Genomic DNA, 24,177 nt, shown 5'->3' on the forward strand with positions numbered 1-24,177 from the left:
AGGATCCCCTTCATTTTATTTTTTGGTCTGACGTTCCCGCTCTAAACGCTCCCGTTCCGCTTGGGAAAGTCGGTGGTATACCGGCTCTAGTTCCCGCCCCTTGACCAGGGCGCCCTGAGCCGCTAACTCCTCCGCCGCTCGTGCCACACCCCAGGCGCACTGCATTCTCAGATACCGGGGTGCCAATTTTAATGTCAGACCAGCTTCCGTCAAGATATTATAGCACAGTTTGGCTCCATCTCCAACGACAATTTTCGAATTGTTGTAATTTTTCAGTTCTTCTCCCAGTTCCTCCAAGGAGATGGCCCGGTCCGGAGACAGCCGCCTCAGCTTGTCTCCCTCCGCCAAAAATAGGGCGTTGTATACCTGATCACGCCGGGCATCCATGGCACAGACGATAAGCTCGCCCTCCATATGGGCCAGCGGCCAGGCCATAGACTCCAGGGTAGAGCAGGGAGCGCAGTCCTTGTCCTCGCCCCAGGCTAGTCCTTTGGCCGTAGCCACCCCAATGCGAAGCCCCGTGAATGAACCAGGCCCGGCCGCTACGGCAATCACATCAACCTTGTCCAAACTCTCTCCACAGTTCTTCAGCAGATCGTGTACCATTGGCAGCAGCGTCCTGCTGTGGGTGAGGCCGCTATTCTGGAAGGACTGGGCCACCAGCTCACCATCTCTGCACAGGGCCACCGAACAGGCCGTGGCAGAGGATTCCAACGCTAAGATATTCAAAGGTCCACCCCCTTGATCTGGATGACACGCTGGTCCTGGCTCTCTCCCCGGCGGATCTCGACCCAGATGGTGTGACGATCCAGAGCCTCTCTTACATTCTCGCTCCACTCCACGGCACACACGCCGCCTCGGGCCAGGTAGTCCTCCCAACCGATGTCGAACAGCTCGTCGGCAGAGGACAACCGGTACATATCAAAATGAAACAACGGAAGGCGCCCCCCCTCGTACTCGTTTACGATGGTAAAGGTAGGACTGGTCACTCGGTCCGGAATGTCAAGTCCTTTGGCCAGCCCTCTTGTAAACGCGGTCTTTCCCGCGCCCAGGTCACCGGTAAACGCCACCACAGTGCTCTGGTCCAGTATCTCGCCCAGCCGACGGCCCAGGGCCTCGGTTTCCTCCTCTGAATTGGACACGAACTGCTCTGCCATTGCTTACCTCTCCCTGTTCACAAAAAATTTTCACATACAAAAAAGATTATACCATGATATGGTTTGCGTTTCCACTAAAATGTGCTAGAATATATTGTCACATTATTTGGCAGGAGGTGAGGCATTGTCCCTTCTCTTTTCCCCTATTCGAGAATTTTTTAAAAAGGGAGACCGGATGCTCCTGTTTTTCGCCCTTTTAGCCAGCGGATACGGTCTGCTGCTGATCTACTCAGCTACTCAATATCTGGACAATGACCGGTTTATACGGTTCATGCTGGTGCAGACAGCTGCTATTTTTCTGGGCGTGGTGGCCTATATGCTGCTAACCCTTGTGGATTTCCGGCTGTTCACCGAAAAAAACTGGCGGCTGCTGTTGGCCTTCAATGTCCTGTTTATCCTCCTGCTCCTCACTCCCCTCGGGACAGACCATGGAATGGGAAATGTAAACTGGCTGTCTATCCCCGGTTTTCCGGTGGATATTCAGCCAAACGAGATCGTCAAGCTGCCCTTCATCCTTCTCCTCTCGCTACAGATCACCCAGATTCAAGAGGAAGGCCGCGACATTAGTTCCCTCCCCTCTCTCATCCAAATCGGCGGTCACACAGTATTTATGCTAGGATTGATTGCCGTTGTCTGTGGAGATATGGGAATGTGCGTCATCTATATGATGATCTTCGTGTTTATGGCCTGGGCCTCAGGCGTCAAATTGCGGTGGTTTCTCCTTGTGGGCGGTGGCCTGCTGGCCGCGGTAGTCATTCTGTGGCTCTTTGTCCTGCCCGAAACCAGCCTATGGACCGACTACCGGATTATGCGCTTCCGGGTGGTCTTGGACCACGACCTGGACCCGTTAGGAAAGGGCTATCAACAGAGCCGCTCTATCCTGGCCATTGGTTCGGGTCAACTCTTCGGTCAGGGCTATCTCCAGGGCATCCAGACCCACGCCTCCAACAGCGATGCCCTCCCCGAGCGGTACAACGACTTCATCTTCGCTGTGTGCGGTGAGGAACTGGGGATGGCAGGCTGTCTGCTCCTGCTGCTGATCTTAGGCGCCGTGGTCTTCCGGTGCCTCTGGGTGGGACGCCACGCCAGCTCTCCCTTTGACGCCTATGTCTGTATCGGTGTCGCCGGGATGCTGCTGGTCCAAATCATATTGAATGTGGGAATGTGTCTCTTTGTCCTGCCTGTCATGGGACTGACGCTCCCCTTCATCAGCTACGGCGGTTCCTCCATTGTCACTTTGTATGCCGCCCTGGGCCTTGTTTCCAGTGTAAAAGCGAGGGCGCTGCCCAGTTGGTTAAAGGACCGAAGCCTATAAAAAGAGCCATCCCGGACGGGATGGCTCTTTTCTTATGATTACTCGGCAGCCGGGACATGGATGACGCCCACAGGGCACTCCTTGACACACAGCTGACAGCCAATACACTTGTCCTGGTCGATGCGTGCCAAGTTGTTCTCCACAGTGATAGCCTCCTTGGGGCAGGCCTTGGCACACTTCATGCAGCCGATACAGCCGGCAGTACAGGCCTTCCGGGTATCGGCGCCCTTATCCTTATTCTGGCACAGGACCACGGGCTTACGCTTATGCTCGGGGATGATAGAGATGACCGCATTGGGGCAGACAGCGGCACAGGCGCCACAGCCCACACACTTCTCACGGTCCACCTTAGCGATCCCGTCCACGATGTGAATGGCGTCAAAGGCGCAGGCACGGGTACAGTCCCCATAGCCCAGACAGCCATACTTACACATACCATCGCCGCCATAGAGGCCCTTGACGGCCTGGCAGCTGTGGATGCCCTCGAACTCGTAGCGTTTGGAGGTCTTTTCACAGGTGCCGGAACAGGCGACCACCGCTTTCATGGGAGTGGCGGAACCGGCCTCCACACCCATAATCTCCGCAATGGCGGCCAGGGACTTCGCCCCGCCGGGGGTACACTTATTGATGGCGTTGCCGTCCTCCACGATGCTCTTGGCGTAGTCGGCACAGCCAGCACATCCGCAAGCGCCGCAGTTGGCACCAGCCAAAACGGCGGTAATCTTTTCAACACGCTCGTCCACAGGGACATACATGAAGATAGAGGCGGCCACCAGGATCACCGCGCCGATCAAACCGATCACGGTGACGACAATGATTGCAAGGATAATTGGATCCATATTACTCTCCCCCTCCTATCAGACACGGAAGATGGCTTCCACGATACCGCCGAAGCCCATAAAGGACAGGGAGGTCATGGCAGCAGCCACCAGAGTGATGGGCAGGCCCTTAAAGCAGGCAGGAGTCACGGCCTGCTCCACACGGCGGCGGACGCCGGAGAACAAGACCATAGCTACCAAGAAGCCGATGCCGGCGCCGGCGGCGCAGACGATGGACTCAATGAAGTTGTAGCCGTTGTCGATGTTCAAAATGGTGACGCCCAGGATGGTGCAGTTAGTGGTGATCAGGGGCAGATATACGCCCAGTGCCTTATACAGAGCGGGGACAAACTTCTTCAAGAAGTTCTCCAGCAGTTGTACCAGGATGGCGATGATCAGGATGAACACGATGGTCTGTAGATAGCCCAGGTCCCAGGCCCCGCTGTCAGGGGTCAGCAGGAGCATCTGGATAGGCCAGGTGGCGGCAGTGGCCACCACCATGACGAAGGTAACGGCCAGGGACATGCCTACGGCGCTGTCCAGCTTCTTGGAGACGCCCAGGAAGGGGCAGATACCCAGGAACTTAGCAAGAACGTAGTTGTCGACCAGGATCATGGTAAAGAAGATGCTGGCCAATTTCAGAGCCATTTCCATTACGCATTACCCCCTTCCTCGACCTGAGCGGGCGCGGCGGCCTTCTTAGGACGGGTGGTCAGCCAGGTGGCGGCGGCCATCATGACACCAAAGACGAAGAAGCCGCCGGGAGCGCTGGTCATCAGAGAGAAGGTATCGATGGACTCCGGGATCACCTGGATGGCAAAATCGGCGCCCAGAGCGGGAATCAGGCTGCCCAAGCCGGCCATCCAAGTACCGGAACCCAGGATCTCACGGATAGAGCCCATGATAGTCAGGGTAATGGTAAAGCCGATGCCCATGCCGATACCGTCCAGAGCGGAGTCCACGATGCCGTTCTTGGAGGCGAACATCTCGGCACGACCCAGGATGATGCAGTTGACCACGATCAGGGGCAGATACACACCCAGCGCCTTATCCAAATCGGGCACGAATGCCTTGACCAACATCTGCACCACAGACACGAAACCGGCGATAACAGTAATATAGCAGGGGATACGGACCTGGTCAGGGATGACCTTCCGCAGAGCGGAAATAACCACGTTGGAGCACAGCAGCACAAAGGTAGCCGCCAGACCCATACCGATGCCATTGGAGGCCATAGTAGAGGTGGCCAAAGTGGGGCAGGTACCCAAGACCAACCGGAGAACAGGGTTCTCATTCAAAAAACCGTTGGTTAAAATATGAAGTTTATTATTACTACTCATCTTGACTCACCGCCTTTCAAGGAATCTGGTTATAGGCGTCGATGGCGGAGTTCACAGCGTTGTTCACCGCACGACTGGAAATAGTGGCGCCGGAATAGGCGTCCACATCGGTACCCAGGACCAGGGCCTGAGTGGCAGGCAGGCCGCTGTAATTGGCCTGATACTCGCTGTTTTCCGTCACATTGCTGCCGATGCCCTTGGTCTCGGCGGCTTCGGTGACCTTGATCTGCTTGATGGTGTCATCGGGATTGAAGGCCACCATGACAGTGACCGTCCCACCGTAGCCCTTGGCAGAGCAAGTAATCACAGTGCCCACTCCATTATCCGCGGTGTAGATGTCAGACACGTTCTCCACCGCGACACCCTCCACCTTGGTGAAGTTATCCGCGTCAGGCAGCAGCTCCTTCCTGGCCTGCTCCTGTGCCACACGGATGGCCTCGTCAATGATGGGCTTTGTTACCTTGTTCGTAGCGGCCAGAGCCCCGGTGACGATGATACAGATGACCACCAGCACCACGATGGGCTTAAATACGCGATTCCAGTTGCTCATTTCGCGGCACCTCCCTTTTTCACCTTGGCGATACCCAGCTTATCCTGACGGGTGTTGACCTCGATATAGGGGACCAGCAGATTCATCAGCAGAATGGCGAAGGACACGCCCTCATTCATCGTACCCAGGAAGCGGATCGCGCAGGTGATGATGCCCAGGCCCAGGCCGAAGATTATCTTGCCCTTGTTGGTGGTAGGGGAAGTGACATAGTCAGTGGCCATAAAGAAGGCGCCCAGCATCAGGCCGCCAGAGAGCAGCTGCACGATGGGGTCCCGGCCAGCGACCAGGGACAGGACGGCCACAGTGGCCAGATAAGTAACCGGGATGACCGGGCTAATGACCTTGGTAGCGATTAGATAGATGCCGCCGATCAGAATCGTGATGGCGCAGGTCTCGCCCAGGACGCCGCCGTGATTGCCCAGCAGCAAAGTCACATACTCACTGGAGCCCAGCTGGTCAAAAACGGCCAGAGGAGTAGCGGAGGCCAGAGCGTCAATCCCATTCTCAGGCTTGGGGTAGCTGGCCATACGGCTGGCAAAGCCAACCGCAAGAGCGATACGGGCCACAATGGCGGGATTGGCGAAGTTGTAGCCCATGCCGCCGAAGAGCTGCTTCACGATAACGATGGCGATAAAGGCACCCACGATAGCCATCCACCAAGGCAGGCTGGCGGGCAGGTTAAAGGCCAGCAGGAGGCCAGTCACGACGGCGGAGAAATCAGCGATGGGTACCTCACGGCCCACCATCTTGCAGTAGCCCCACTCAAAGAAAACACAGGCGGCTACGGTGATAGCGGTAAGGATAAGGGAATTAATTCCAAAAATAAACACAGAAGCGATCAGCGTGGGCACCAGGGCAATACAGACCCGCTGCATGATCTTCTGGGTGGAGTCCGCGCTGGTGATATGGGGCGCGGCGGTGACGATCAGTTTGTTGGCCATCACTTCTTACCTCCATTCTTCATCATGATCTTGGCCAGGGCGATGGAGGGTGCCAGAGGCCGCTTTGCGGGGCAGACAAAGGAACAAGTGCCGCAGCTCATGCACAGGTCGGCGTTGAGCTGCTGGAGCAGTTCCACGTTGCCGTCGTTATAGGCCTGGACGATCTCCTTGGCGGACAGGCCCAGAGGGCAGGCGTTGGTACACCGGCCACAGTGGATGCAGTTTGTGGCCTTGGGGATGTGGGCCCACTTCTTGGAGAAGGCCAGAACAGCGTTGTTGTTTTTCAGGACCGGCTGGGACAGATCAGCGATGCAGTTGCCCATCATAGGGCCGCCATAGAGCACCTTGCCGGGCTCGTCGGTAAAGCCGCCGCAGAAATCCAGCAGCTCCTGGACAGGAGTGCCGATGATGACCTCGACGTTCTTGGGCTCTTTGACGATGTCGCCGTCCACCGTGAGGCGCTTGGTGACCAGAGGCATGCCGGTCTCCAGATACTTGCCCACAAAGGCCACAGAGGTAACGTTCATGACGATAACCCCCACGTCAGAGGGCAGACCGGGGAAGGGAACTTCCCGTCCGGTGCAATTCTCAATCAGGACTTTCTCAGCGCCCTGGGGATAGCGGCAGGGCAACTCCTTGACCTCGACACCGGGCATATCAATGGCATCCTTCATCTTGGCGATTGCCTGGGGCTTATTTCCCTCGATGCCGATGACGCACTTTTTGATGTCCAGATACTTCATGACTGCCTTGATACCGCCCAGGATGAAGTGGGTGTCCTCGATCAGGCAGCGGTTGTCAGAAGTGATGTACGGCTCACACTCAGCGCCATTGATCACCAGAGTGTCGATCTCATCCAGATTCTTAGGCGCCAGCTTGACCGCAGTGGGGAAGCCGGCTCCGCCCAGTCCAACCAGGCCACTGGCCCGGATGGCGTCCTGGAAAGACTTTAGGTCTGTCACCACTGGGGGCGCCACGGCGGGGTCCACCTTCTGCTCCCCGTCTGGAATGATGACCACGGCGGTCTGGGCCGCGCCATTGGGAGCGGTAATGGTGACGATGCTGTCCACGGTGCCGGATACGCCGGAGTGGATGTCGCTGGACACGAAGCCTCCGGCCTTGCCTACCACGGTACCTACATACACCTGATCGCCCTTGGCCACGGCGGGGGCAGCCGGAGCGCCAATGTGCTGTCCCATGGACAGAACGATCTTAGACGGCAGCGGCATCACTACCGTTTCAAGGTTGGAAGTCCTTTTTTCATGAGGGACTCCCGCACCTTGCGCGGAACGTTTGAGAAATTTACTCATTCAGATTTCGACCTCCCTATACTGCAATCGCTGGAACTGTGGAGCCTGGACACGCATTTTATACGGTCCCCCTCTTCCCTCCTGACAGGAACTGGAAACCACTGGGGGACCCCGCCCCTCTATCATACCCATGCCCCGCGGCGTCCGAGTTCAGCGGACGCACGACAAAACCCGCCGGACCCCGTTTCTCCTGTAAAACAAGTCCGTCGGTTCTGCTTGCGGGCTTTATCATACACCTTTTATGGAAAAATTGCAAGATTGATTTCGAAAAAAACGACCTGTTTCCCGAGCATTCTTCCCCCTCTCCCAAAGGATTTCACCCCACCGGCATTTCTTCTCTTCCATAGCCGCACCCCAGGCACAGGCTTGTCCGCGTTGACCATAAAAAAGGCGCGGGCCCTCTCAGGTCCGCGCCTCCCAATCAATCTGGATCGCCTGGTCAGCAGCCACAGCCGCAGCCGTTGTTATTGTTACAGCCACAGCCATTGTTGCAGCCACAGCTATTGCCCCAGCCGCCGCAGCAGAACAGGATGATGATCAGAATGATGATCCACAGGCAGCCTCCGCCGCCCCAACCGTTATTGCAGCACCCCATTTGAAGTACCTCCTGATATGAAGTTCTGAGAGGGGCTGTTTGCCGCTCTCAATCTCATCATATGCGGAGGGGGCGGATGGGTTCTGCCTATGTCAGATAATTTTTTCCGCGAAGGCACGCAGCATCGTGGCCACTTCAGCCCGGTTAGCACTCTTTTGTGGACTGAGCGTCAGGCTGTCGGCAGAAGAACTGCTGATGATTCCCTCCGCCACAGCCCAGGACAGGGCATTATGAGCCCAGTCGCTGGCCTGCCCCAGGTCCTGATACCCGGACAGGTCGGCCCCCTCAGCCGCTTCCAGCCCAAGGTAACTCGTGGTGAAGCTGTACAGCAGCGCCGCCACCTGCTGGCGGGTCACTTGCTGCTCCGGGCTGAAGGTGTCTGCTCCTGTTCCAGCTGTAATTCCCTGCTCCGCGCCCCACTTCACATAAGGGGCATACCAGGCACTCTCCGGCACGTCGGCAAAGGTGACACTGGCGCGCTCCAGTTCCTCTTTCGGCGCTCCAGCCATCTGGTAGAGCACCGTCATTAGCATAGCTCGGTTCATAGCTGAACTCGGTCCAAAGTGGTGCTCGTCCATCCCAGAAAACAGTGTGTTTCGGTACACATAATCTACGGGAGCGTAGTACCAATCCGTCTGGCACACATCATAGAAGGGCGTCGGATCCTCTCTGCCGTCTTCCAGGGCATAGACGCCCTGGAGCCCCAACTGGGCCGCCCCGGACAGGACCGTTACACTGGCCACAGTATTCTCTCCCACCAGGTAGCGGTGTCCGGAGGTCAGGCGGGCCCCGGAGGCCAGCTCTATTCCGTCTGTCACATCTATGAAAGCCCCGTCGTGAGAAACGGAGGCGGCTCCGTTCATCAACATGACTCCAGCCCCAGTGGTCAGTGTCATCTCATCGCCATCCGACCAATCTCTGGCCTGGAGCGTGGCGCTGTATGCGCCGCTCTCTTCGCCGGCCAGTTGCGCCAGATAGCCCTGATGCAGGTTATCGAGGCCTTTTTTGCTCTCCTCGTAAGTGCCCTGTAAGGCTTTTTCCGCAGCTTCGTTTCCAGTAGACACAGCCTTTGGCACAAAAGTCCCGGTCAGATAGCTGAGGCTGATCAGGCTGTCGCCCCCCGAAAGGGCATAAGCGCCGCAGGCCAGCATACCCAGCAGCATCACACCGCACAGCAGGCCGATCACAGGCCTTCTCATTGTGGCTCCCCCTTCTTCTCTTCCTCCCGATCCTCCCGCTGGGTAATCATGTAGCTCAGAGCCAAAAGGCTGTCAGAAAAATGGACCGATTCCACCACCACATCATCCCGAACACAGGATATCTCATAGTTTGTAAAATTCCAGATGCCGCGAACTCCGGCGGCCACCAGCCGGTCCCCCATCTCCTGGGCAGCGGCGATGGGCACTGTCAGCAGGCCTACGCTCACTTGGTTTTCCCCCAAAAAGGCCTCCAGGGAATCCGCATGATAGACAGGCACCCCAGCGATTCTGGTCCCCACCACCCGCTCATTTACGTCAAAAGCGGCCAAAAGCTGAAAGCCGTTACTGGAAAATTTAAAATTTTCTATGATAGCCCGGCCTAGGTTGCCGGTCCCCAGCACCACAATGGTATGGCCCTGATTAATGCCCAAAATATCACCGATCTCCTCTTTCAGGCTGTCCACCTTATATCCATAGCCCTGCTGCCCAAAACCACCGAAGCAGAACAAATCTTGGCGGATTTGAGAAGCGGTCAGTCCCATAGATTTCCCTAAGGCATTGGAGGATATCCGGACAACGCCGGACTCCTGAAGCTCTGAGAGCTGTCGGTAGTATCTGGGCAGGCGGCGTATCACCGCCGTTGATACTCGGGTATTTCGTTTCATAGCTTTCGCCTCATCTGCACAACCTCCCCTATACAGCGGAGGCCACTGGATATGATGTTTTTATATAGTTTACCTGATTGCCCCCCCTTGTGTCAAATCCTTTTACGACTCAAAAGACCCAGGGACGATTCGTCGTCCCTGGGCCTTTTATTGGCAGAAAGCCTGCCAGATTCAGTTCCAAAAATCAGTTTTTTCCTTCAGGCCGATGATGGAGGCTTTGAATACAGGGTTCTTGCCCGCCCTGCGCTGTTCCATGTAGTCCTGAAGGGCCCGCATAGCTGTACGGCCCAAAATGACAATGACCGGCAGGTTGATGATGGCCATAATGCCCATGAGCACATCGGCCAGGTCCCAGACCAAGTCAAAGGACAACTGGGCCCCTACAAAGACCAGCCCGCAAGCGATAAACCGGAACACAGTCATCGGCACGCTTCCCAGCTTGCGGTTAGCGATGTAGTTCAAACAGCCCTCACAGTAGAACAAGTTGCCCAGCAGGGTAGTGAAAGCGAAGAGCAGCAGCGCAAAGGTGATAAAGTAGGGGCCTACCGCGCCGAAGGTAGTAGCCAGAGACGCCTGGACCAGGGGCGCACCCTCCAGTCCGCCCTTGATATCGATGCCGGTACACAGGCACATCATGGCCGTGGCGGTACAGACCAGGATGGTGTCAATAAAGACGGACAGCATCTGGACCAATCCCTGCTTGACGGGGTGGGATACGTCAGCGGCCGCGGCGGCGTTGGGGGCGGAACCCACACCGGCCTCGTTGGAGTACAGGCCACGCTTGATTCCCTGCATGATGGCCGAGGAACCAAAGCCCACGGCACCGCCGAACATGGCTCCGAAATCAAATGCCTCGCTGAAAATGCGGCCCAGGACACTGGGGATCATATTCAGATTCATCACCATGACCACCAGGGCCATCAGGATATACAACACACCCATGACAGGGACCAAAACGCCGGTAACCTTGACGATCCGCTTGCCGCCGCCCAGTACACAGATGGCCACCAGGATGGCCAGGATCACGCCGCCCACCACGGCCACAACGCTGTACTCTTTGCCGCCCAGGGTAAAGGTGCCGGCACTGGCGTAGAAGTCATAGCTGGTAAAGCTGCTAATCAGGTTGTAGGAGGCCAGCATATTGAAACCACCGGCATAGGTGGCGATGAGGGCGATGGCGAAGACAACGCCCAACACCCGGCTCTTAAGAGCCGCCTGAATGTAGTAGGACGGACCACCATAGCTGCCGCCCTCCGGGTCCTTTTTCTTATAGATCTGGGCCAGCGTGCTCTCTACAAAGGCAGTCGCGCCTCCCACAATGGCAATCAGCCACATCCAGAACACGGCGCCATAGCCTCCGATGGCGATGGCATTGGCCACACCTACAATATTTCCGGTACCCACTCGGCTGGCTGTGGATACCATCAGCGCCTCAAATGCGGAAACCGAGTGCTGATCCCCCGTCTTTTCTCCTACCACGCGAATCGACTCCGGCAGCAGGCGCAGCTGGACAAACTTGCTCCGGAAGGTGAAGTACAGGCCTACGCCCAGCAGCATGACGATCAACAGGTAACTGTACATGAAACCGCTGATCTGACTGATCAGGCCCGCGAACGCATCATACATAACGACATCTCCCTTTCTCTCTTCCTGTCATAATTTGCGCGAAGCAGAACATATCCCAGGAAATCAAAGTCTTCCGCCCCTCAGATCTCCTGGGATATTTCTCGGCCTTACTATACCACATCTCTCCGACTTTTACCAGAGGTTTTTTCACAATTTATAAAAATGGTCAACGATAAGCAGCCAGCTTCTGTACAGTTTGCCCTCACATCATGCGGACGATCTCCTTCTTCAGCCGGGCGATGATCCGCTTCTCCAGCCGTGAGATATAGGACTGTGAGATGCCCAGCTGGTCCGCCACCTCCTTCTGTGTCCGCTCTGGGCGGCCGTCCAGCCCAAAGCGCATGGTAATAATCTGCCTCTCCCGGGGCTCCAGCCGGTCCATGGCCTGGCGCAGCAGCTGGCGGTCCACGTCCGCCTCGATGGGCCGCATGACCAGGTCCCCATCGGTCCCCAGAATGTCGGACAGCAGCAGCTCGTTTCCGTCCCAGTCGGTATTCAAGGGCTCGTCAAAGGACAGCTCTGTCTTCTGATTCGCTGTCTTTCTCAAATACATCAGGATTTCATTTTCAATGCAGCGGCTGGCATAAGTTGCCAATTTGATGCTTTTGGCCGGCTGGTAGGTGCCCACCGCCTTAATGAGCCCAATGGTCCCAATGGAGATGAGGTCCTCAATATTGATGCCGGTATTCTCAAACCGGCGGGCGATATAGGCCACCAGCCGGAGATTGTGCTCAATGAGCAGGTCTCTCGCCCCCCGGTCTCCCCGCTCCAGCCGGGCGATGAGCTCCGCCTCCGCCTCTCTTTCCAAGGGGGCGGGCAGGGTGTCGCTCCCCCCTATATACATCACCTTGCCGGGCAGGGACAGCCCCAGACTAGTCAGCAGGCTTTCCAAACGGTCCCGCAGTTTCCAAATAATCTCTCTCATGCTCATGTGCACTCGTCCTTTCCATCCAGGGGCCCGATCAAAGCCCGGTACCCTCCTCCGTCTGACACAGGAGTGGGGGACAGGGCCACCAGAAGCGGCCCACGCTCCTTTCCACCCAGATTCAGGCTGTCCACCTTCAAGGCCAACAGCAGTCCTCTGTCCACCCCTACCGCACGGTAGGGTAACAGGCGAAAACGTCCCTTCCACTCCCCGGTTCCAAGCCTGGCCATAGCACCGGCTGGATCCATAAGGTCGGCCGCCCGCGGCCTGCGGCACTCTGGAAACAGACCGGACACACTGTCTCCCTCCGCCACCATCACAGGCCGTCCCGACACCGGGTCTGTCAGGGTATTCCCAGTATCCACCAGGGCGGTGAACTCCGCCGTCCGTTTCCCAAGCCGCAGTTTCGCCTGAAGGAGTTCTCCTGTCAAGGAATTATGCCTGCCAATTCGTTGAAAGACAGCTGTGAGGACCACATAGCAGACCGCAGCAGAGAGGAGCACCATCTTCAGGTCCAGGGAGGAATAAAACACTCCGCTCCCCAAACTCAGGCTCCGGCCGTCCAGCAGCCCGATGGCCACTACTCCACCTCCCAACGCGCAGGCCAGAGCCACAAAGATGAGCCCCTGGCGGAGTAGCCTCCGGCTCCCGCCGTAGGCCACCACCAGCATCAAAACGCAGGAGGCCAACTTACACCAGGGACCTGCCAGAAACGCCATGCCCGGCAGAAAGATGGCCACAGCATAGGCTCCACCCAGAGCGGCCGCCGCTCCGAAGCGCAGCCGACGCAGTGGCTCCCCCGCTAGGCGGGCGGCGGCCAGCAGCAGCAGATAGTCAATGATCCCATTGAGCAGAAACAGGGTATCCACATAGATGACCGTCACGCCGGACCGCTCCCCTCTCTCCAGTTCCGCCTGTCCAAAGGCGGGCGACAGACTCTATTATAGGTGCTTGACCGGAAAAAACCGGTCAGATTTCGGTTGAAAGAATTTGCGGAAAACCGTCTTTCCCTCCCCTCTCCCATTGACATTTTTCTTCTTTTCCCATATAATATCGATAGTCGATATCGCATTTCAATATTGAGAGGGGATGTTACTGTGGCCGGTAAGGAAAGAGGCCCTCTGACCGAACCCATGTTTTATGTCCTGATGTCATTTCTCCGCCGGGATATGTGCGGGACCGAGATCACTGAATTTGTCGAGCGCCGTACCCGCGGCAGAGTACGGCTGGGTCCCGGCACGCTGTATACCCTGCTGGCTAAATTTCAGGACGAGGGCTTTATTCAGGAAACGGAGGTCGATGGACGAAAGCGCACCTACCGGCTGACAGATCAGGGGCGGCAGGCCTATCATGAGGAGCTGGACCGGCTTCGGGCCTGTGTTCTGGACGGAGAGGAGGAAGAACGATGAATAAGCGCATCAAGAAGCATCTTCCCTGCGGCCTGTACGACTTCAAAGGGCTGGAGCGCCGGCTGGACCTGTACGCAGACATATTGGTTGAATCAGAAAGGAGAAGAACATGAGCGGCACTGTCTTTCGCCTTTGCCCCGTGGGTGGATATGATATCCCGGCGCTGGAAATCTGGCTTGAAAAAATGGCTGGCAAGGGTCTGGTGTTTGACTGTACGGCGGGCCCTCTGACCCTTTTTGCCCGACAGGAGTCCGCTCCCCTCCGCTTCCATCTGGAGCCCGCCCACAACAAGACAGACCAGGAGGACCCGGAGTTGACCGACCTGTTCCGGGCGGCGGGCTGGAGCTATCTGGGCATCTTCCGTAAAAACTTCTTTGTGTTCGCCACCGCCGACCGGGCGGCCCAGGCCCACACAGACCCCGATGTGCTGGACTACGCCATCCGCCGCTTTTTCAAGCAGAAGCTGTTGGGCGGCATAGGTTTGGCAATCGTCAATTTTCTGTTATACAAATTCCTATATCCTTTTTCCAACGCCTTTTCTCTGTCCGATCTCCGCTACTTCTGGGCGGAGGCGCTGGCGGACGGCCCCCTCCCCTGGCTGCTGGCCCTGCTGGGCCTTCTGCTGGTGGACCTGGCCTATCTGCTCGGCCTGTTCACCCTCTGGCGGCTCCACCGGCGGAGTCAAAAGGGTCTGCCTCTCTCCCCTGCCCCCGGCCGTCGGCTGGGCGGTGTTTTGACCTCCCTCTCCATCCTGCCCCTGGCGCTGGTGACGGTGGAGATCGTATTCGTCTTTTTTACCCACGGCTATTTCCCCTATGACCTGGCCGACTCCAACTTTGTCACCATGACTGAGATCGAGGGGCCGGAGTTCCGACCCACCGGGGATATCATGTTCAACATGGATTACATCTCCCACGGCGACACCCCCCTCACACCGGAGGAATGGTACTACCGGCAGTGGGAGTCAAACCGGGTCTTTGGCTCCGGCGGCTCTCTGGCTGACATCCCCCATCTGGAAATCAACATTACCCGTTATCTCCTCCCCGCCGTGGCGGAGCGGCGGGCCTGGGAGTGGAGGTCCTGGGGCGGACATGAGAACTATCGGGCTCTGGAGCCCGCTCACGGCCTGGAGGAAATCTGGTACTATCAGAGCGAACGAAACCCCGACTTCTATTACCTCGTCCTCCGCAAAGGCGGCCTCGTCATGCGGGTAGAGTACGAGGGCTCCAAGGATCTGACCCAATTTCTCCCTCGGTTTGCGGAAATGCTGGAAGCCCTTTGACGCCTTGGACCAAAGGAGGTCATCCATATGAAACAGAGAGAAAAGCTGGTCCGGAAGATCATCCCTGTGGAGATTTATGACATGGCCGGTCTGGAGCGCTGGCTGGCCGACATGGCGGCCCGGGGGCTCCACCTGGTAAAGCTGTCCTCGGAAACCGCCCGGTTCCGACGGGGAGAACCAACCCCCGGCGTCCGCTTTGGTCTGGAGATCGCCGGCTTCTACGGCATCGATCCGGAGCGCAATGCGGCCTATGGGGAGGCGGGCTGGACCTACGTGACCACCCTCTCTAATCTGTATTATGTCTACCGGACAGAGCGAGCGGACGCCCCGCCCCTCCACACCGACCCGGTGACCCAGAGCGAAACCCTCACCCCCCTGATCCGCCGAATCCGGCGCCGCCGTTTCCTGCTGGTGCTATGGCTTCTTTTCTGCTTTCGCAAGACTCTGGTAAAAATTGCCACCCAGCCCTGGATGCTGGGGCAGTATGTGGTACTGGAAACGGAAATTTTCCTCACCCTGATGATCCTGCTGGCCGGCTGGGCCATACTCTCCCTGCTGCCTCAGACGAATATGATGAAGCGCTGGAAGCGGATGCGGCGGCAGCTGGCTGACGGCGTTCCCCTGAAGGAGGGCCGCCGGAACCGGGTCCCTTGGGTGGTGACGAGCTGGTGCGCTGCCGCTCTGCTCCTTGCCCTTCCCATTCTGGTGGGTGTGGTCAGCGCCCAGTCCGTCCATAAGCTGTCCGGCCCGGAGGAGTGGACCTTCCCTCATGTCACCCTGGAGCAAGCCTTCCACGGGGAGGCGGACATCACCCTGGACACTCCCCAGATGATGACCCGGTATAACACCAGAACCGCCTCCCTCCTGTGCCCGGAGCAGTACGACTGGTGGAGTTCCGGAGAGGTCCGCTCCGATGGATACAGCGGTAATGCCATCGTCGCCGTGGACTTCTATCGAACCAGGACAGACTGGGCGGCAGAGTGGCTGTTTTCCTCCCTGCGAACGGAGGAAGCCCATGAGCCGGAGCAGTTCCGGAAAAATCAGGAGCAGTTCATCCACCCCACTGTCCTCACGGTTCACCAGCCCCTCCAGGCGGTGGCTCTCCCCGGCCTGGACAGTCTGGAATACACAATCCTGCAATACGACGACGATCCCCTCAACCACATCTACCTGGGCCGCCGGGGCAATCAGGTCTTTCGCCTGCTCTGCCGGGGCGTCCCCGACCAGGCGGAATGTCTGGAGCTGTTTCTGGCCCAGCTGGACCCCTGAAAGCACCAAAGGAGGCGCCCTGTTATGAAATATCTCAGAAAGATCACCCCGGTGTCTTCCGCGGACGGGGAGGGATTGGAGAGCTGGCTGGAGGACATGGCCCTGCAGGGGCTCTATCTCAAGAAGTTCCGACCCCTGTTCTGCACCTTTACCCCCGGCCCGGCAAAAAAGACCCGCTACCGCCTGGAGCCTTTTCGGCTCCGCCTGGATGACGACCTGCCCCGCTCTATGCTGGAGCTGTACCAGGACTTCGGCTGGGACTATATAGACACGGTGGACAACTCCATGCTGATTTTTTCCACTCAGGACCTGGACGCCCCGGAGCTCCACACTGATCCGAAGCTCCAGAGCCAGCGGTGGAAAAGGCTGTACCGTTCCGCCCGCCGGGGCTTTGTGGGGAATGTGGCATTTCTTGTCCTGGCAGTTGTTTTGACCGCCCTTCTGCTGAACGACACTCCCATTCTCAATCTATTGACCACCTCCGCCGTCCCCCTGCTCCTCTTTGCGCTGTACCAGCTGTGCGCCCTGCCCGCCGCCTGGGCCGATGTGCGGAACCTGTCCAGACTGGCGCGCCGCCTGGAGGCGGGTGAGCCGATGGACCACCACTCCCCCTATTCCCGGCGGCGGCTCGTCCCTCTGCTGTCCTTCACTCTATGCATCCTTCTGATCGTCCTGCTGATCCTTCCCCGTTACATCCTGCCCTTCCTGGGGGGCGACATGAGGCCCGTCAGCCAGGTGTCGGACTTCTCTCCCCTCTCTCTGGCGCAGGTGGAGGGGAAGGGCTACCGCCCTTATGAAACGGAGAATCACGACCAATCGGACTACTTCAATTACAGCCGAAAGAACCACTATCTGCTGTGCTGGAACCAGTGGGAGGTATTTCAGGCCGGACAGCCGGATCTGGCTGGAAAGCTGAACTGGATGCAGATCGACTGGTATGACATCCCCGCCCCCCTGTCCTTCCTCTCCGTCCCCCTGGCCAATGAACTGCTGTCCAAAGCTATGCGGTTAGATGAAGATATCTGGTGGACCGATCCGGAGGGCGGGACCTGGCAGGTGTCAAAGCACTCTGATTCCCGTGTGAATTTTTTGTCCACGGCCCGCAAGGAGGGGACCCTGTTCCAAACCGCCGCTGTGGCCATAGGGGATAAGGTCGTCCTGGTCCGCTACACCGGACACGGAGAGTTGTCCGGCCATCTGGAGGATATTATCAAAATGGCGGAGGGCAAAGGGCCCTGACCGTCCGTCTGATATAATATAACTGATCGGGAGTGAATTTTATGTCAACCATCAGAAAAATCATCCCCTTTTCCCTTTATGATATCCCCGGACTGGAGCAGTGGCTGGAGGGCCAGGCAAACCAGGGGCTGTTCCCTACCCACCTAGGCTCCTGGGCCACCTTCGAGGACCGGGGCGTACCCGGCACCCGCTTCCGGCTGGACCCCTTCGCCAACCGGGCCGGCGAGGGGCTGGAGCCTACCCAGGAAAAGCTGGAGCTGTACCGGCAGGCCGGGTGGGAATATGCCTTCCGGGTGGGCCGGGCCTATTTCCTGTTTTACACTACGGACCCCCATACACCCGAGCTGTTTTCCGATTACCAGAGCCAGGGGCTCTCCCTCGACCGGCTGGCCAACAGCCTTCGCTCCTACCACAGACGGAAGATCGTGCTGTGGAGCCTGCTGGGTATCCTGTTCCTAGCCGCCCTGTTCCTGGGCCATCAATACGATGTACAGCCGGACAACTTCGTCCGCCTGCCCCTGATCCTGCTTTACGCCTTCGATCCGATTCTCCTGCTCTTTCTGGCCGGTATATTTTTCTACTCCCGCCCTATCGACCGCCGGGACCGCAAGGCCCTGTTCTCCACCTACAACGCCCTGAAGGATGGGCTTCCGCCGCCTCCGTCACCGGGGCCCAGCAGGCGGATCGTCCGGGAAAACATCGCCGCGCTGGTGCTGGGCCCTATTTTAGTGGCCCTTGTTCTGTACAATCAGTTTGGCGACAGCCGGCTGACCCTCCGACCGGTGGAGGAGTTTACAGCCCCCTATATCTCCCTGTACGATCTGGAACAGGTCCCACTGGGCCCCTATGAGACCGTATACCGGAAAAACTCCGGGTTGAGCAGTGAGAATGTAGCCCAGCGGTACTTCTCTCTGCTGTCCCCGGTGTGGTACGAGGTCAGCCAGGATCTGGACGCCCTCCAGCCGGGGAGAAAACCGTCCACCTTTTCCCCCGATCCCCACGGTGGCGAGTACACCTACTCCCCCAACCTGGACATGACCTATTTCCACACCCTCCCCCCTCTGGCCAAGCCGGTGGCACGGGCCCAGATGGATCTCTACCGTCTGGTCAACCTGTACTGGAGCTATGAGGAGGTGGACTGGCCGGGCACCGATTTTGTCATCCTGGCCACCGTGGAGGACGACCCCTGGCAGATGGCGGCGGTGGGCCGTGGCGGCCGGGTGGCGGTGTTCTGCTACGCCGGGGTGGAGAAGCTGTCCGACCACTTGGACCTGCTGGCGGAGATGGTGCAATAAAGAAAAAGCAAGGCTGTGACCTATAAAGGTCACAGCCTTGTCACTCCTTCTGATTCAACAGTTCCAGCGCCTCCCACCGGCTGTAACAGCCGTTGAGGACGGCCAGCAGTCCGTTGGCGGACATATGCTCCGGCAGCTCCAGCCTTTTCAGCAGGGCCAGCCGCCGGGCTCCGCTGTCTGCCCCTCCGGACAGCCCGGCAGCGAACAGATCCGCTTTAGTCAGCGGCGGCCCCGCCTCCTCCGAACGCGCTCCCTCATCCAGAAAGGTCGCCCCCGCTCGGCGGAGGACCTGTTCCAGAACCTGGGGCGGCATCCCTTCCACTCCCAGCTTGCCCTCTTTCCCTCGCTGGCGCTTCCGCCGCTCCTTGCCATACACATCCGGGATATAGGCGTGCTTCAGCAGAGAGCCCGGAATCACGCTTTTGATGTGGTTTCGAATGACAAATCCCGCCCCGTCGGAATCAGTGAGGACGACAAGCCCCCGTTTTTCCGCAGCCCGCCTAAGCAGGGCCAGTTGGTCCGGGTCCTTGAAGATCCGGAAGCCGCCGGTCTCCAAAATCAGGGTATCCACCACCTGGGAAAGCGTATTCTTGTCATACCGGCCCTCTACCACGATGGCCTCTCTGATACGAAGCATGGATCTCTCTGCCCCCGTTTCTCAGGCCGGATCGGCCAGTTCCAACAGAAGGGTAGTCAGCAGCTCCTTGCCGTCCTGTCCAGTGGACTTCATCGCCAGATCGGTCTGACCGCAGCGGACCACGGCCTTCCGGCACCACTTTAGGGAAAACCGCCTGGCGCTTGTCATCAGCTTGTCGGCCGGGTACGGCTTCAGCTTCCACAGGTCCGCCACATAGGAGGCCCCTTTCCCCTGCTCCAGAGCCAGCCTGGCCGAGTACAGCTGCCGCATCTGTCTGCCCAGAGAAGCCATAATGACATAGGGCGTCTCCTGCATCTGGTACAGCTCCCCCAGCACACCCGCAGCCCGGTCAAAATTCTTCTCCCCAATGGCATCGGTCATGCGAAAGACCACGGTATCCAACTGGGGAGTGGCCACCGCCTCAATGTCCTGCCGGGTGATCTGCTCCCCCTTGGCATAGGCCCCGACCTTCTCGATCTCGCCCACCAGGTTGTGCATCAGATCGCCGCACAGAAAGATAAGCTCCGACGCCAGACGGCTGTCGATCCGCTTGCCCAGGGCACGGAATCGGCGGGTCACCCACTTTACCAGCTCATTTTCCTCCTGCCGGACAAAGTTTACCACAGTACCGTGCTCCTTTATGGCCGAGGCGAGCTTGGTCCGGGCGTCCAGCTTGTAAGGAATTAAGTCATAGACCAGCACGACACAGCAGTATTCCGGCAGCTGCGAAAAAATGCGGATATAGTCCTCCCGGTCCTTCTCACCTGTTTTTGACAGGTCAAAATCCGTCACCAGCACGACAGTCCGCTCCCCCATCATGGGCAGGCAGTCCACCGCCTCCTCCATGGCGTGAGGGGAGATATCCTTGGGGGCGATTTCATGGAGGTTAAAGGCCCCCATCCCACCAGCCAGAAGTTTGTCCTTCAACTGGCCCAAATAGTGGTCCCGAAGATATGTCTCCTCCCCGTGAAAGAGATAGAGCTGACCGAAAATTCCGCTCTCCAGATCTTTTAAAAATTTCTTGTAGCCGGCAGTATCCGGCTTTCCCTTGGGCGGCATGGCGCACCCTCCTGTTCTTCTGTTTGGTTCACCCCTCGGCGGGAGCGTGCCCATCTGCCCGGACCACCACAGTCCCCTGGAGGTCCGTGCGGTAAATCAGGGCTCCCACCCCGTCCAGACGCTCCAGCGTTTCCGGGGCGGGATGTCCGTAGCTGTTCCCCTTCCCCGCAGAGATGACAGCCAGCTCTGGCCGCACCCGCTCCAGCAGCTCTCCTGTAGTGGAATCCCGTGAGCCGTGGTGCCCCGCCACCAGCAGGTCAATGTCTGGAAGGTCCGCGTGGGCCAGCAGCTCTTTCTCCGACTCCCCGCTCATATCCCCGGTGATGAGGGCCGCAAAGCCGCCGGAGGAGGCCAGCACAGTCAGTCCCAGCTCGTTTGTCTGCCCACCCTGGCCCACAGGTGGAAAGATCTCTATGGAGCGCCCCTCACCCAGGTCAAAATTGGTATCCTGGCGGACAAAATACAGCTCGATTCCCCGCTCCTGGGCCAGAGAGATGATCTCCTCCCGCAGCGGATCGCCCTCTTCCACGTCGGGCAGGGCAATTGTCCCTACGGGGATCCGGCGCAGCAGCTGGGGGATGCCGTTAGCGTGGTCGGTGTGGTAATGGGACACTACCAGCAGATCCAGCCGGGCCATTCCCTGGGCCTGGATGTAGTCGGCGGCCACATCCCCTGGGTCTCGCTGTCCCTCTCCGCCGCAGTCCACCAGCGTTAGATAGTCCCCGGTCCGAAGGAGCACGCTCTGCCCCTGGCCCACGTCAAGAACGGCGGCAGTCAGCTCCCCCGCCCGAAAGGCAAGCGCGGAACAAAGCAGGCAGAAGGCCAGCGTGGCCGCTCCGGCGCACAGCGGGACCAGTATCCGCTTCTTCCCCCGGATCAGCAGCGCCGCTCCCAGCATCAGGTAGAGAAAGACGACCCAGGCCCGATAATAAAAAGAATCCATAGGCAGGGCGGCCAGGGAAAGAGAGGACAGTCCATCCACCACCCAATCCAAATAGCGAGCCAATGCTGTAAAGGGTATTGCCATAACAGCCGCCGCCCCCGGAAGGATAACCCCAAAAACGCCAAGCCACAACCCCGCCACAAAGAGGACGGCTACCGCCCAAAGGGTCAGCAGATTCGCCAGGGGCGCGATCAGGGAGAGATAACCAAAATAGACGGCTACCAGAGGTACCGTCAACAGGGACGCACCCAGTGTGGCGGATAAGGTGGACACCAGGAAATCCGGGACCACAAGAAGCAACCTGGTCACAGGACTCTTTCGAGGGCCCTCCAATCGAAGCAGCCTCCGCATTCCATTCTGGATACGATCAGATACCAGTAATATCCCGGCCACCGCGCCAAAGGACAGTTGAAGGCCGAGATGGGCGGCGGAAAAAGGGTTCCAGGCCAGCAGACCCATCAGGGCCAATCCCAGTGCGGTGGCCCCGTCCCTCTCCCGGCGGAACAGAGGGGCCAACTGGAGCATCGATATCATCACCGCTGCCCGGAGCACCGAGGGCGTATTGCCCGCGATCCCACAGAACAGCACCGCCCAGACGAGGTTTGCAACAGCGGTGGACCGCTTTCCCCTGCCCAGTAGGAGCGTCAAAAGGCCGGACAAAAAGGCCAGATGCATTCCAGAGACCGCCACCGTATGACTTAGCCCGGTGCGCTGGAGGGATGTGGTAAACTGATCGGTCAGCCCATCCCGGTTTCCGGTGACCAGAGCCTGGATCAAGGGAGCGGTATCCTTCGGAAAGGCGGCGCTGATCCCCGCCTTCAGCTCCTTCGACAGGAGGGCGGACCAGTACCGGATGGGGACTCGCTCCGGACGTTGAATGTCCAGCCGTCCATATGCATGTGCCCGGAGAAAGATGCCTTTGGCGGTATAGTAGGTGATCTCCTCCCCTGTCAGAGTCCGGTCCCCAAGGGTGCAGCGGGCCACCGTAGAGAGCCGGTCTCCGGGTTTGACCTGGCTTCCCTGCTCATCCAGGTAGAGAACGGTGGACAGGGATATCCCCCTGTCCGTTTTCAGCTTTACCAGCACGGACCAGCCGTAGTCCCCCTCCTGGGGCCAATCGGCCGCCTCGGCGCAAAGAAGGACAGTCTGCCCATCCAGTTCTCTGGCTGGCTGGAAAAATATCTGAATATAAGCGGCTGTCCAGGCCAGCCCCAAGGCGCAGCCCGCGCAGACCAGGCGGAGGGCCAGTCCACTATCCCCCAGCCCACGACGAAAAACCAGCAGGGCAAGGAACAGGAATCCCGCAGCCACAGCACCGGCAGGAAGCCAATTCTCTGGCAGGAGCCGGGCGGCCGCAAAAACAGCCCCGGAAAAGGAAAAGGCCAGAATCGCCAATTTCCGCATGGTCCGGCCCTCCCTTTCGTTTGAATCAGCTTGGGGTCAGAAGAAGGAGATCAATCCCTTTGGCCCCAACTGGTTCGGGATGATCCTCATTTGGCGCAGAATGGGCAGCAGGGCCTGATACAGGATATAGAGCAGGACCGCCTTCGGAACGATGGTCAGCAGATTTTTCCCCAGACTGGGGACAAACCAGCCCCAGTAGCCTCCGCCCCGGACCATCATCGTCCACACCGACCCCAGCGCGGCGTTGACCAGCAGATTGACCAGCAGATTGGCCAGCACCAGCCGCCACACCGTGATCCTTGCCCGGTAAAAGCACAGGGCGTATGCGAGCACCCCCAGCATGGTGGATAGGGTATAACCGAAAAAGAACTCGCCGGTCGGCTTTAGGATAAAGCCCAGAATATCCTCCACAAACCCAAAGGCCAGCCCCAGCACAGGGCCGCATACCAAGGCGCAGAGGGACCGGGCCAAAAATCCGAAGGACAGACTGGTGTGCCCGATAGGGATGCTGGGTGGAATGGACAGGGCCCGGGTCAGGGCCACCATCAGCGCGGCAAAGACCAGCATTTTAGGGCTGGACAGAGCCGCCCTCGCCTGCCGCCAATAGGACGGGGTAAGGGGGGTACGGTAGAGTTGGTCAACACTTTGTGTCTGTGGCATAAAAATACCTCCTTTTGTTTTTCGGCAGCCCCGGAAGGGAACGCCGCACAAAGGAAGCAATTTTACCCCGATATGCGGCAGCGGGATGCGGACCACCCACTGCCGCGGGCCGCTTGCGCGGTACCGCTGTTCGTCCGGCGGACAACTCCCCGTCCCGCCGACACTAAAGGCCGGAACCCGGCCAGCACGTGTGATCCTACTCTGCCATGAAAGTAGTTTATAACGTCTGGCCGAAAAAAGCAAGTCCAATCTATTGTTCCGGTCACCTGTTTTTGCCCTTCCTCCGGGCCTTTTCCCCACTGAATGTTGGAAAAGGCATATCTAGCAAGAACAGGAGCGGGGCGCCTCATAGGGCGCCCCGCTTGCAGTACCTATATTTACTTTGCGATATTCTCACAGAAGTTCATAAAGATCTGCGCCACCTCGGCACGGGTGGCCCCGGCGGTAGGCGCCAGGGTGTTGTTCCCCTTGCCGGACAGCAGACCGGCGTTTACCGCCCAGTCCATGGCCTTCACGGCATAGCTGGAGATGGAGGAGGC

At 58.5% G+C, this 24,177-nt stretch carries 25 protein-coding genes and 1 riboswitch; of the genes, 6 read left to right on the forward strand and 19 right to left on the reverse strand.

From position 1 onward, the window contains the following. Positions 1-15: 15 nt before the first annotated feature. Together tsaB and tsaE are read right to left on the reverse strand one after the other, a co-directional pair. Complete coding sequence (gene tsaB / locus H8S11_RS06910) at positions 16-729, reverse strand: tRNA (adenosine(37)-N6)-threonylcarbamoyltransferase complex dimerization subunit type 1 TsaB (protein ID WP_147571901.1); 714 nt, start codon at positions 727-729, stop codon at positions 16-18. Beyond that, the gene (tsaE, locus tag H8S11_RS06915; protein ID WP_186852626.1) at positions 726-1,157 is read right to left on the reverse strand and encodes a tRNA (adenosine(37)-N6)-threonylcarbamoyltransferase complex ATPase subunit type 1 TsaE; all 432 of its coding nucleotides are present in this window, start codon (positions 1,155-1,157) and stop codon (positions 726-728) included. Before tsaE ends, tsaB begins: the two co-directional genes overlap by 4 nt. Before the next feature lie 124 nt (positions 1,158-1,281). Here tsaE and H8S11_RS06920 point away from each other — a divergent pair, with 124 nt between their 5' ends. After that, positions 1,282-2,472, forward strand: coding sequence for an FtsW/RodA/SpoVE family cell cycle protein (locus tag H8S11_RS06920; protein ID WP_147571903.1), 1,191 nt, complete (start codon positions 1,282-1,284; stop codon positions 2,470-2,472). 38 nt (positions 2,473-2,510) lie between these two features. On the opposite strand, the gene H8S11_RS06925 is transcribed toward H8S11_RS06920, so the two are convergent. The 12 genes from H8S11_RS06925 to H8S11_RS06980 all read right to left on the reverse strand — a co-directional run bounded on the left by H8S11_RS06925 (position 2,511) and on the right by H8S11_RS06980 (position 13,325). Continuing rightward, the gene (locus tag H8S11_RS06925) at positions 2,511-3,311 is read right to left on the reverse strand and encodes an RnfABCDGE type electron transport complex subunit B (RefSeq protein WP_186852627.1); all 801 of its coding nucleotides are present in this window, start codon (positions 3,309-3,311) and stop codon (positions 2,511-2,513) included. 18 nt (positions 3,312-3,329) lie between these two features. Beyond that, complete coding sequence (locus H8S11_RS06930; protein ID WP_147571905.1) at positions 3,330-3,938, reverse strand: electron transport complex protein RnfA; 609 nt, start codon at positions 3,936-3,938, stop codon at positions 3,330-3,332. A gap of 5 nt (positions 3,939-3,943) precedes the next feature. Continuing rightward, the gene (rsxE, locus tag H8S11_RS06935; RefSeq protein WP_147571906.1) at positions 3,944-4,630 is read right to left on the reverse strand and encodes an electron transport complex subunit RsxE; all 687 of its coding nucleotides are present in this window, start codon (positions 4,628-4,630) and stop codon (positions 3,944-3,946) included. 16 nt (positions 4,631-4,646) lie between these two features. After that, positions 4,647-5,180, reverse strand: coding sequence for an RnfABCDGE type electron transport complex subunit G (locus H8S11_RS06940; protein WP_186852628.1), 534 nt, complete (start codon positions 5,178-5,180; stop codon positions 4,647-4,649). Continuing rightward, positions 5,177-6,121: an RnfABCDGE type electron transport complex subunit D gene (locus H8S11_RS06945; protein WP_147571908.1), complete on the reverse strand. Its 945-nt coding sequence runs from the start codon at positions 6,119-6,121 to the stop codon at positions 5,177-5,179. Before H8S11_RS06945 ends, H8S11_RS06940 begins: the two co-directional genes overlap by 4 nt. Further along, positions 6,121-7,431: an electron transport complex subunit RsxC gene (rsxC, locus tag H8S11_RS06950; protein WP_147571909.1), complete on the reverse strand. Its 1,311-nt coding sequence runs from the start codon at positions 7,429-7,431 to the stop codon at positions 6,121-6,123. The genes H8S11_RS06945 and rsxC overlap by 1 nt, the downstream gene beginning before the upstream one ends. A 439-nt stretch (positions 7,432-7,870) precedes the next feature. After that, positions 7,871-8,026, reverse strand: a complete 156-nt coding sequence (locus tag H8S11_RS06955) for a hypothetical protein (protein WP_186852629.1) — start codon at positions 8,024-8,026, stop codon at positions 7,871-7,873. A 92-nt stretch (positions 8,027-8,118) separates the two neighbouring features. Beyond that, positions 8,119-9,225 carry an S-layer homology domain-containing protein gene (locus tag H8S11_RS06960; RefSeq protein ID WP_186852630.1) on the reverse strand — a complete coding sequence of 369 codons (1,107 nt, stop codon included), beginning with the start codon at positions 9,223-9,225 and terminating at the stop codon, positions 8,119-8,121. Further along, complete coding sequence (locus H8S11_RS06965; protein WP_147571911.1) at positions 9,222-9,890, reverse strand: redox-sensing transcriptional repressor Rex; 669 nt, start codon at positions 9,888-9,890, stop codon at positions 9,222-9,224. Before H8S11_RS06965 ends, H8S11_RS06960 begins: the two co-directional genes overlap by 4 nt. Positions 9,891-10,061: 171 nt before the next feature. Then, entirely contained in the window at positions 10,062-11,516 is a 1,455-nt protein-coding gene (locus tag H8S11_RS06970) for an alanine/glycine:cation symporter family protein (protein ID WP_186852631.1), read from the reverse strand. A gap of 202 nt (positions 11,517-11,718) precedes the next feature. Further along, positions 11,719-12,447 carry an RNA polymerase sporulation sigma factor SigE gene (gene sigE / locus H8S11_RS06975; protein WP_207721928.1) on the reverse strand — a complete coding sequence of 243 codons (729 nt, stop codon included), beginning with the start codon at positions 12,445-12,447 and terminating at the stop codon, positions 11,719-11,721. Beyond that, complete coding sequence (locus H8S11_RS06980) at positions 12,444-13,325, reverse strand: sigma-E processing peptidase SpoIIGA (protein ID WP_186852632.1); 882 nt, start codon at positions 13,323-13,325, stop codon at positions 12,444-12,446. The genes sigE and H8S11_RS06980 overlap by 4 nt, the downstream gene beginning before the upstream one ends. A 213-nt stretch (positions 13,326-13,538) precedes the next feature. Between H8S11_RS06980 and H8S11_RS06985 the strand changes: the two genes are divergently transcribed. The 5 genes from H8S11_RS06985 to H8S11_RS07005 all read left to right on the forward strand — a co-directional run bounded on the left by H8S11_RS06985 (position 13,539) and on the right by H8S11_RS07005 (position 18,935). Beyond that, complete coding sequence (locus H8S11_RS06985) at positions 13,539-13,850, forward strand: PadR family transcriptional regulator (RefSeq protein ID WP_262670281.1); 312 nt, start codon at positions 13,539-13,541, stop codon at positions 13,848-13,850. A gap of 109 nt (positions 13,851-13,959) precedes the next feature. Further along, positions 13,960-15,132: a DUF2812 domain-containing protein gene (locus H8S11_RS06990; protein ID WP_186852633.1), complete on the forward strand. Its 1,173-nt coding sequence runs from the start codon at positions 13,960-13,962 to the stop codon at positions 15,130-15,132. A 27-nt stretch (positions 15,133-15,159) separates the two neighbouring features. Then, on the forward strand, positions 15,160-16,401 hold the full coding sequence (locus tag H8S11_RS06995) for a DUF2812 domain-containing protein (protein WP_186852634.1): 1,242 nt from the start codon (positions 15,160-15,162) through the stop codon (positions 16,399-16,401). 24 nt (positions 16,402-16,425) lie between these two features. Next, positions 16,426-17,640 (forward strand): DUF2812 domain-containing protein, encoded by a 1,215-nt coding sequence (locus H8S11_RS07000; RefSeq protein WP_186852635.1) that lies wholly within the window; start codon positions 16,426-16,428, stop codon positions 17,638-17,640. A gap of 41 nt (positions 17,641-17,681) precedes the next feature. Beyond that, on the forward strand, positions 17,682-18,935 hold the full coding sequence (locus tag H8S11_RS07005) for a DUF2812 domain-containing protein (RefSeq protein ID WP_147571917.1): 1,254 nt from the start codon (positions 17,682-17,684) through the stop codon (positions 18,933-18,935). 40 nt (positions 18,936-18,975) lie between these two features. On the opposite strand, the gene H8S11_RS07010 is transcribed toward H8S11_RS07005, so the two are convergent. The 5 genes from H8S11_RS07010 to H8S11_RS14225 form a co-directional block, all read right to left on the reverse strand. Further along, entirely contained in the window at positions 18,976-19,572 is a 597-nt protein-coding gene (locus H8S11_RS07010; RefSeq protein WP_147571918.1) for a ribonuclease M5, read from the reverse strand. Positions 19,573-19,593: 21 nt separating this feature from the next. Continuing rightward, positions 19,594-20,631 carry a DNA polymerase III subunit delta gene (holA, locus tag H8S11_RS07015; protein WP_186852636.1) on the reverse strand — a complete coding sequence of 346 codons (1,038 nt, stop codon included), beginning with the start codon at positions 20,629-20,631 and terminating at the stop codon, positions 19,594-19,596. Between the two features lie 28 nt (positions 20,632-20,659). Beyond that, positions 20,660-22,978: a DNA internalization-related competence protein ComEC/Rec2 gene (locus H8S11_RS07020; protein WP_186852637.1), complete on the reverse strand. Its 2,319-nt coding sequence runs from the start codon at positions 22,976-22,978 to the stop codon at positions 20,660-20,662. A 36-nt stretch (positions 22,979-23,014) separates the two neighbouring features. Then, the gene (locus tag H8S11_RS07025; protein ID WP_186852638.1) at positions 23,015-23,638 is read right to left on the reverse strand and encodes a folate family ECF transporter S component; all 624 of its coding nucleotides are present in this window, start codon (positions 23,636-23,638) and stop codon (positions 23,015-23,017) included. A 76-nt stretch (positions 23,639-23,714) separates the two neighbouring features. Continuing rightward, positions 23,715-23,844, reverse strand: a riboswitch (THF riboswitch). Positions 23,845-24,015: 171 nt separating this feature from the next. Then, positions 24,016-24,168 carry an S-layer homology domain-containing protein gene (locus H8S11_RS14225; RefSeq protein ID WP_366460875.1) on the reverse strand — a complete coding sequence of 51 codons (153 nt, stop codon included), beginning with the start codon at positions 24,166-24,168 and terminating at the stop codon, positions 24,016-24,018. Positions 24,169-24,177: the final 9 nt, after the last annotated feature.

The organism is Flintibacter hominis (assembly GCF_014287965.1).
Lineage (GTDB): Bacteria > Bacillota > Clostridia > Oscillospirales > Oscillospiraceae > Lawsonibacter > Lawsonibacter aceti.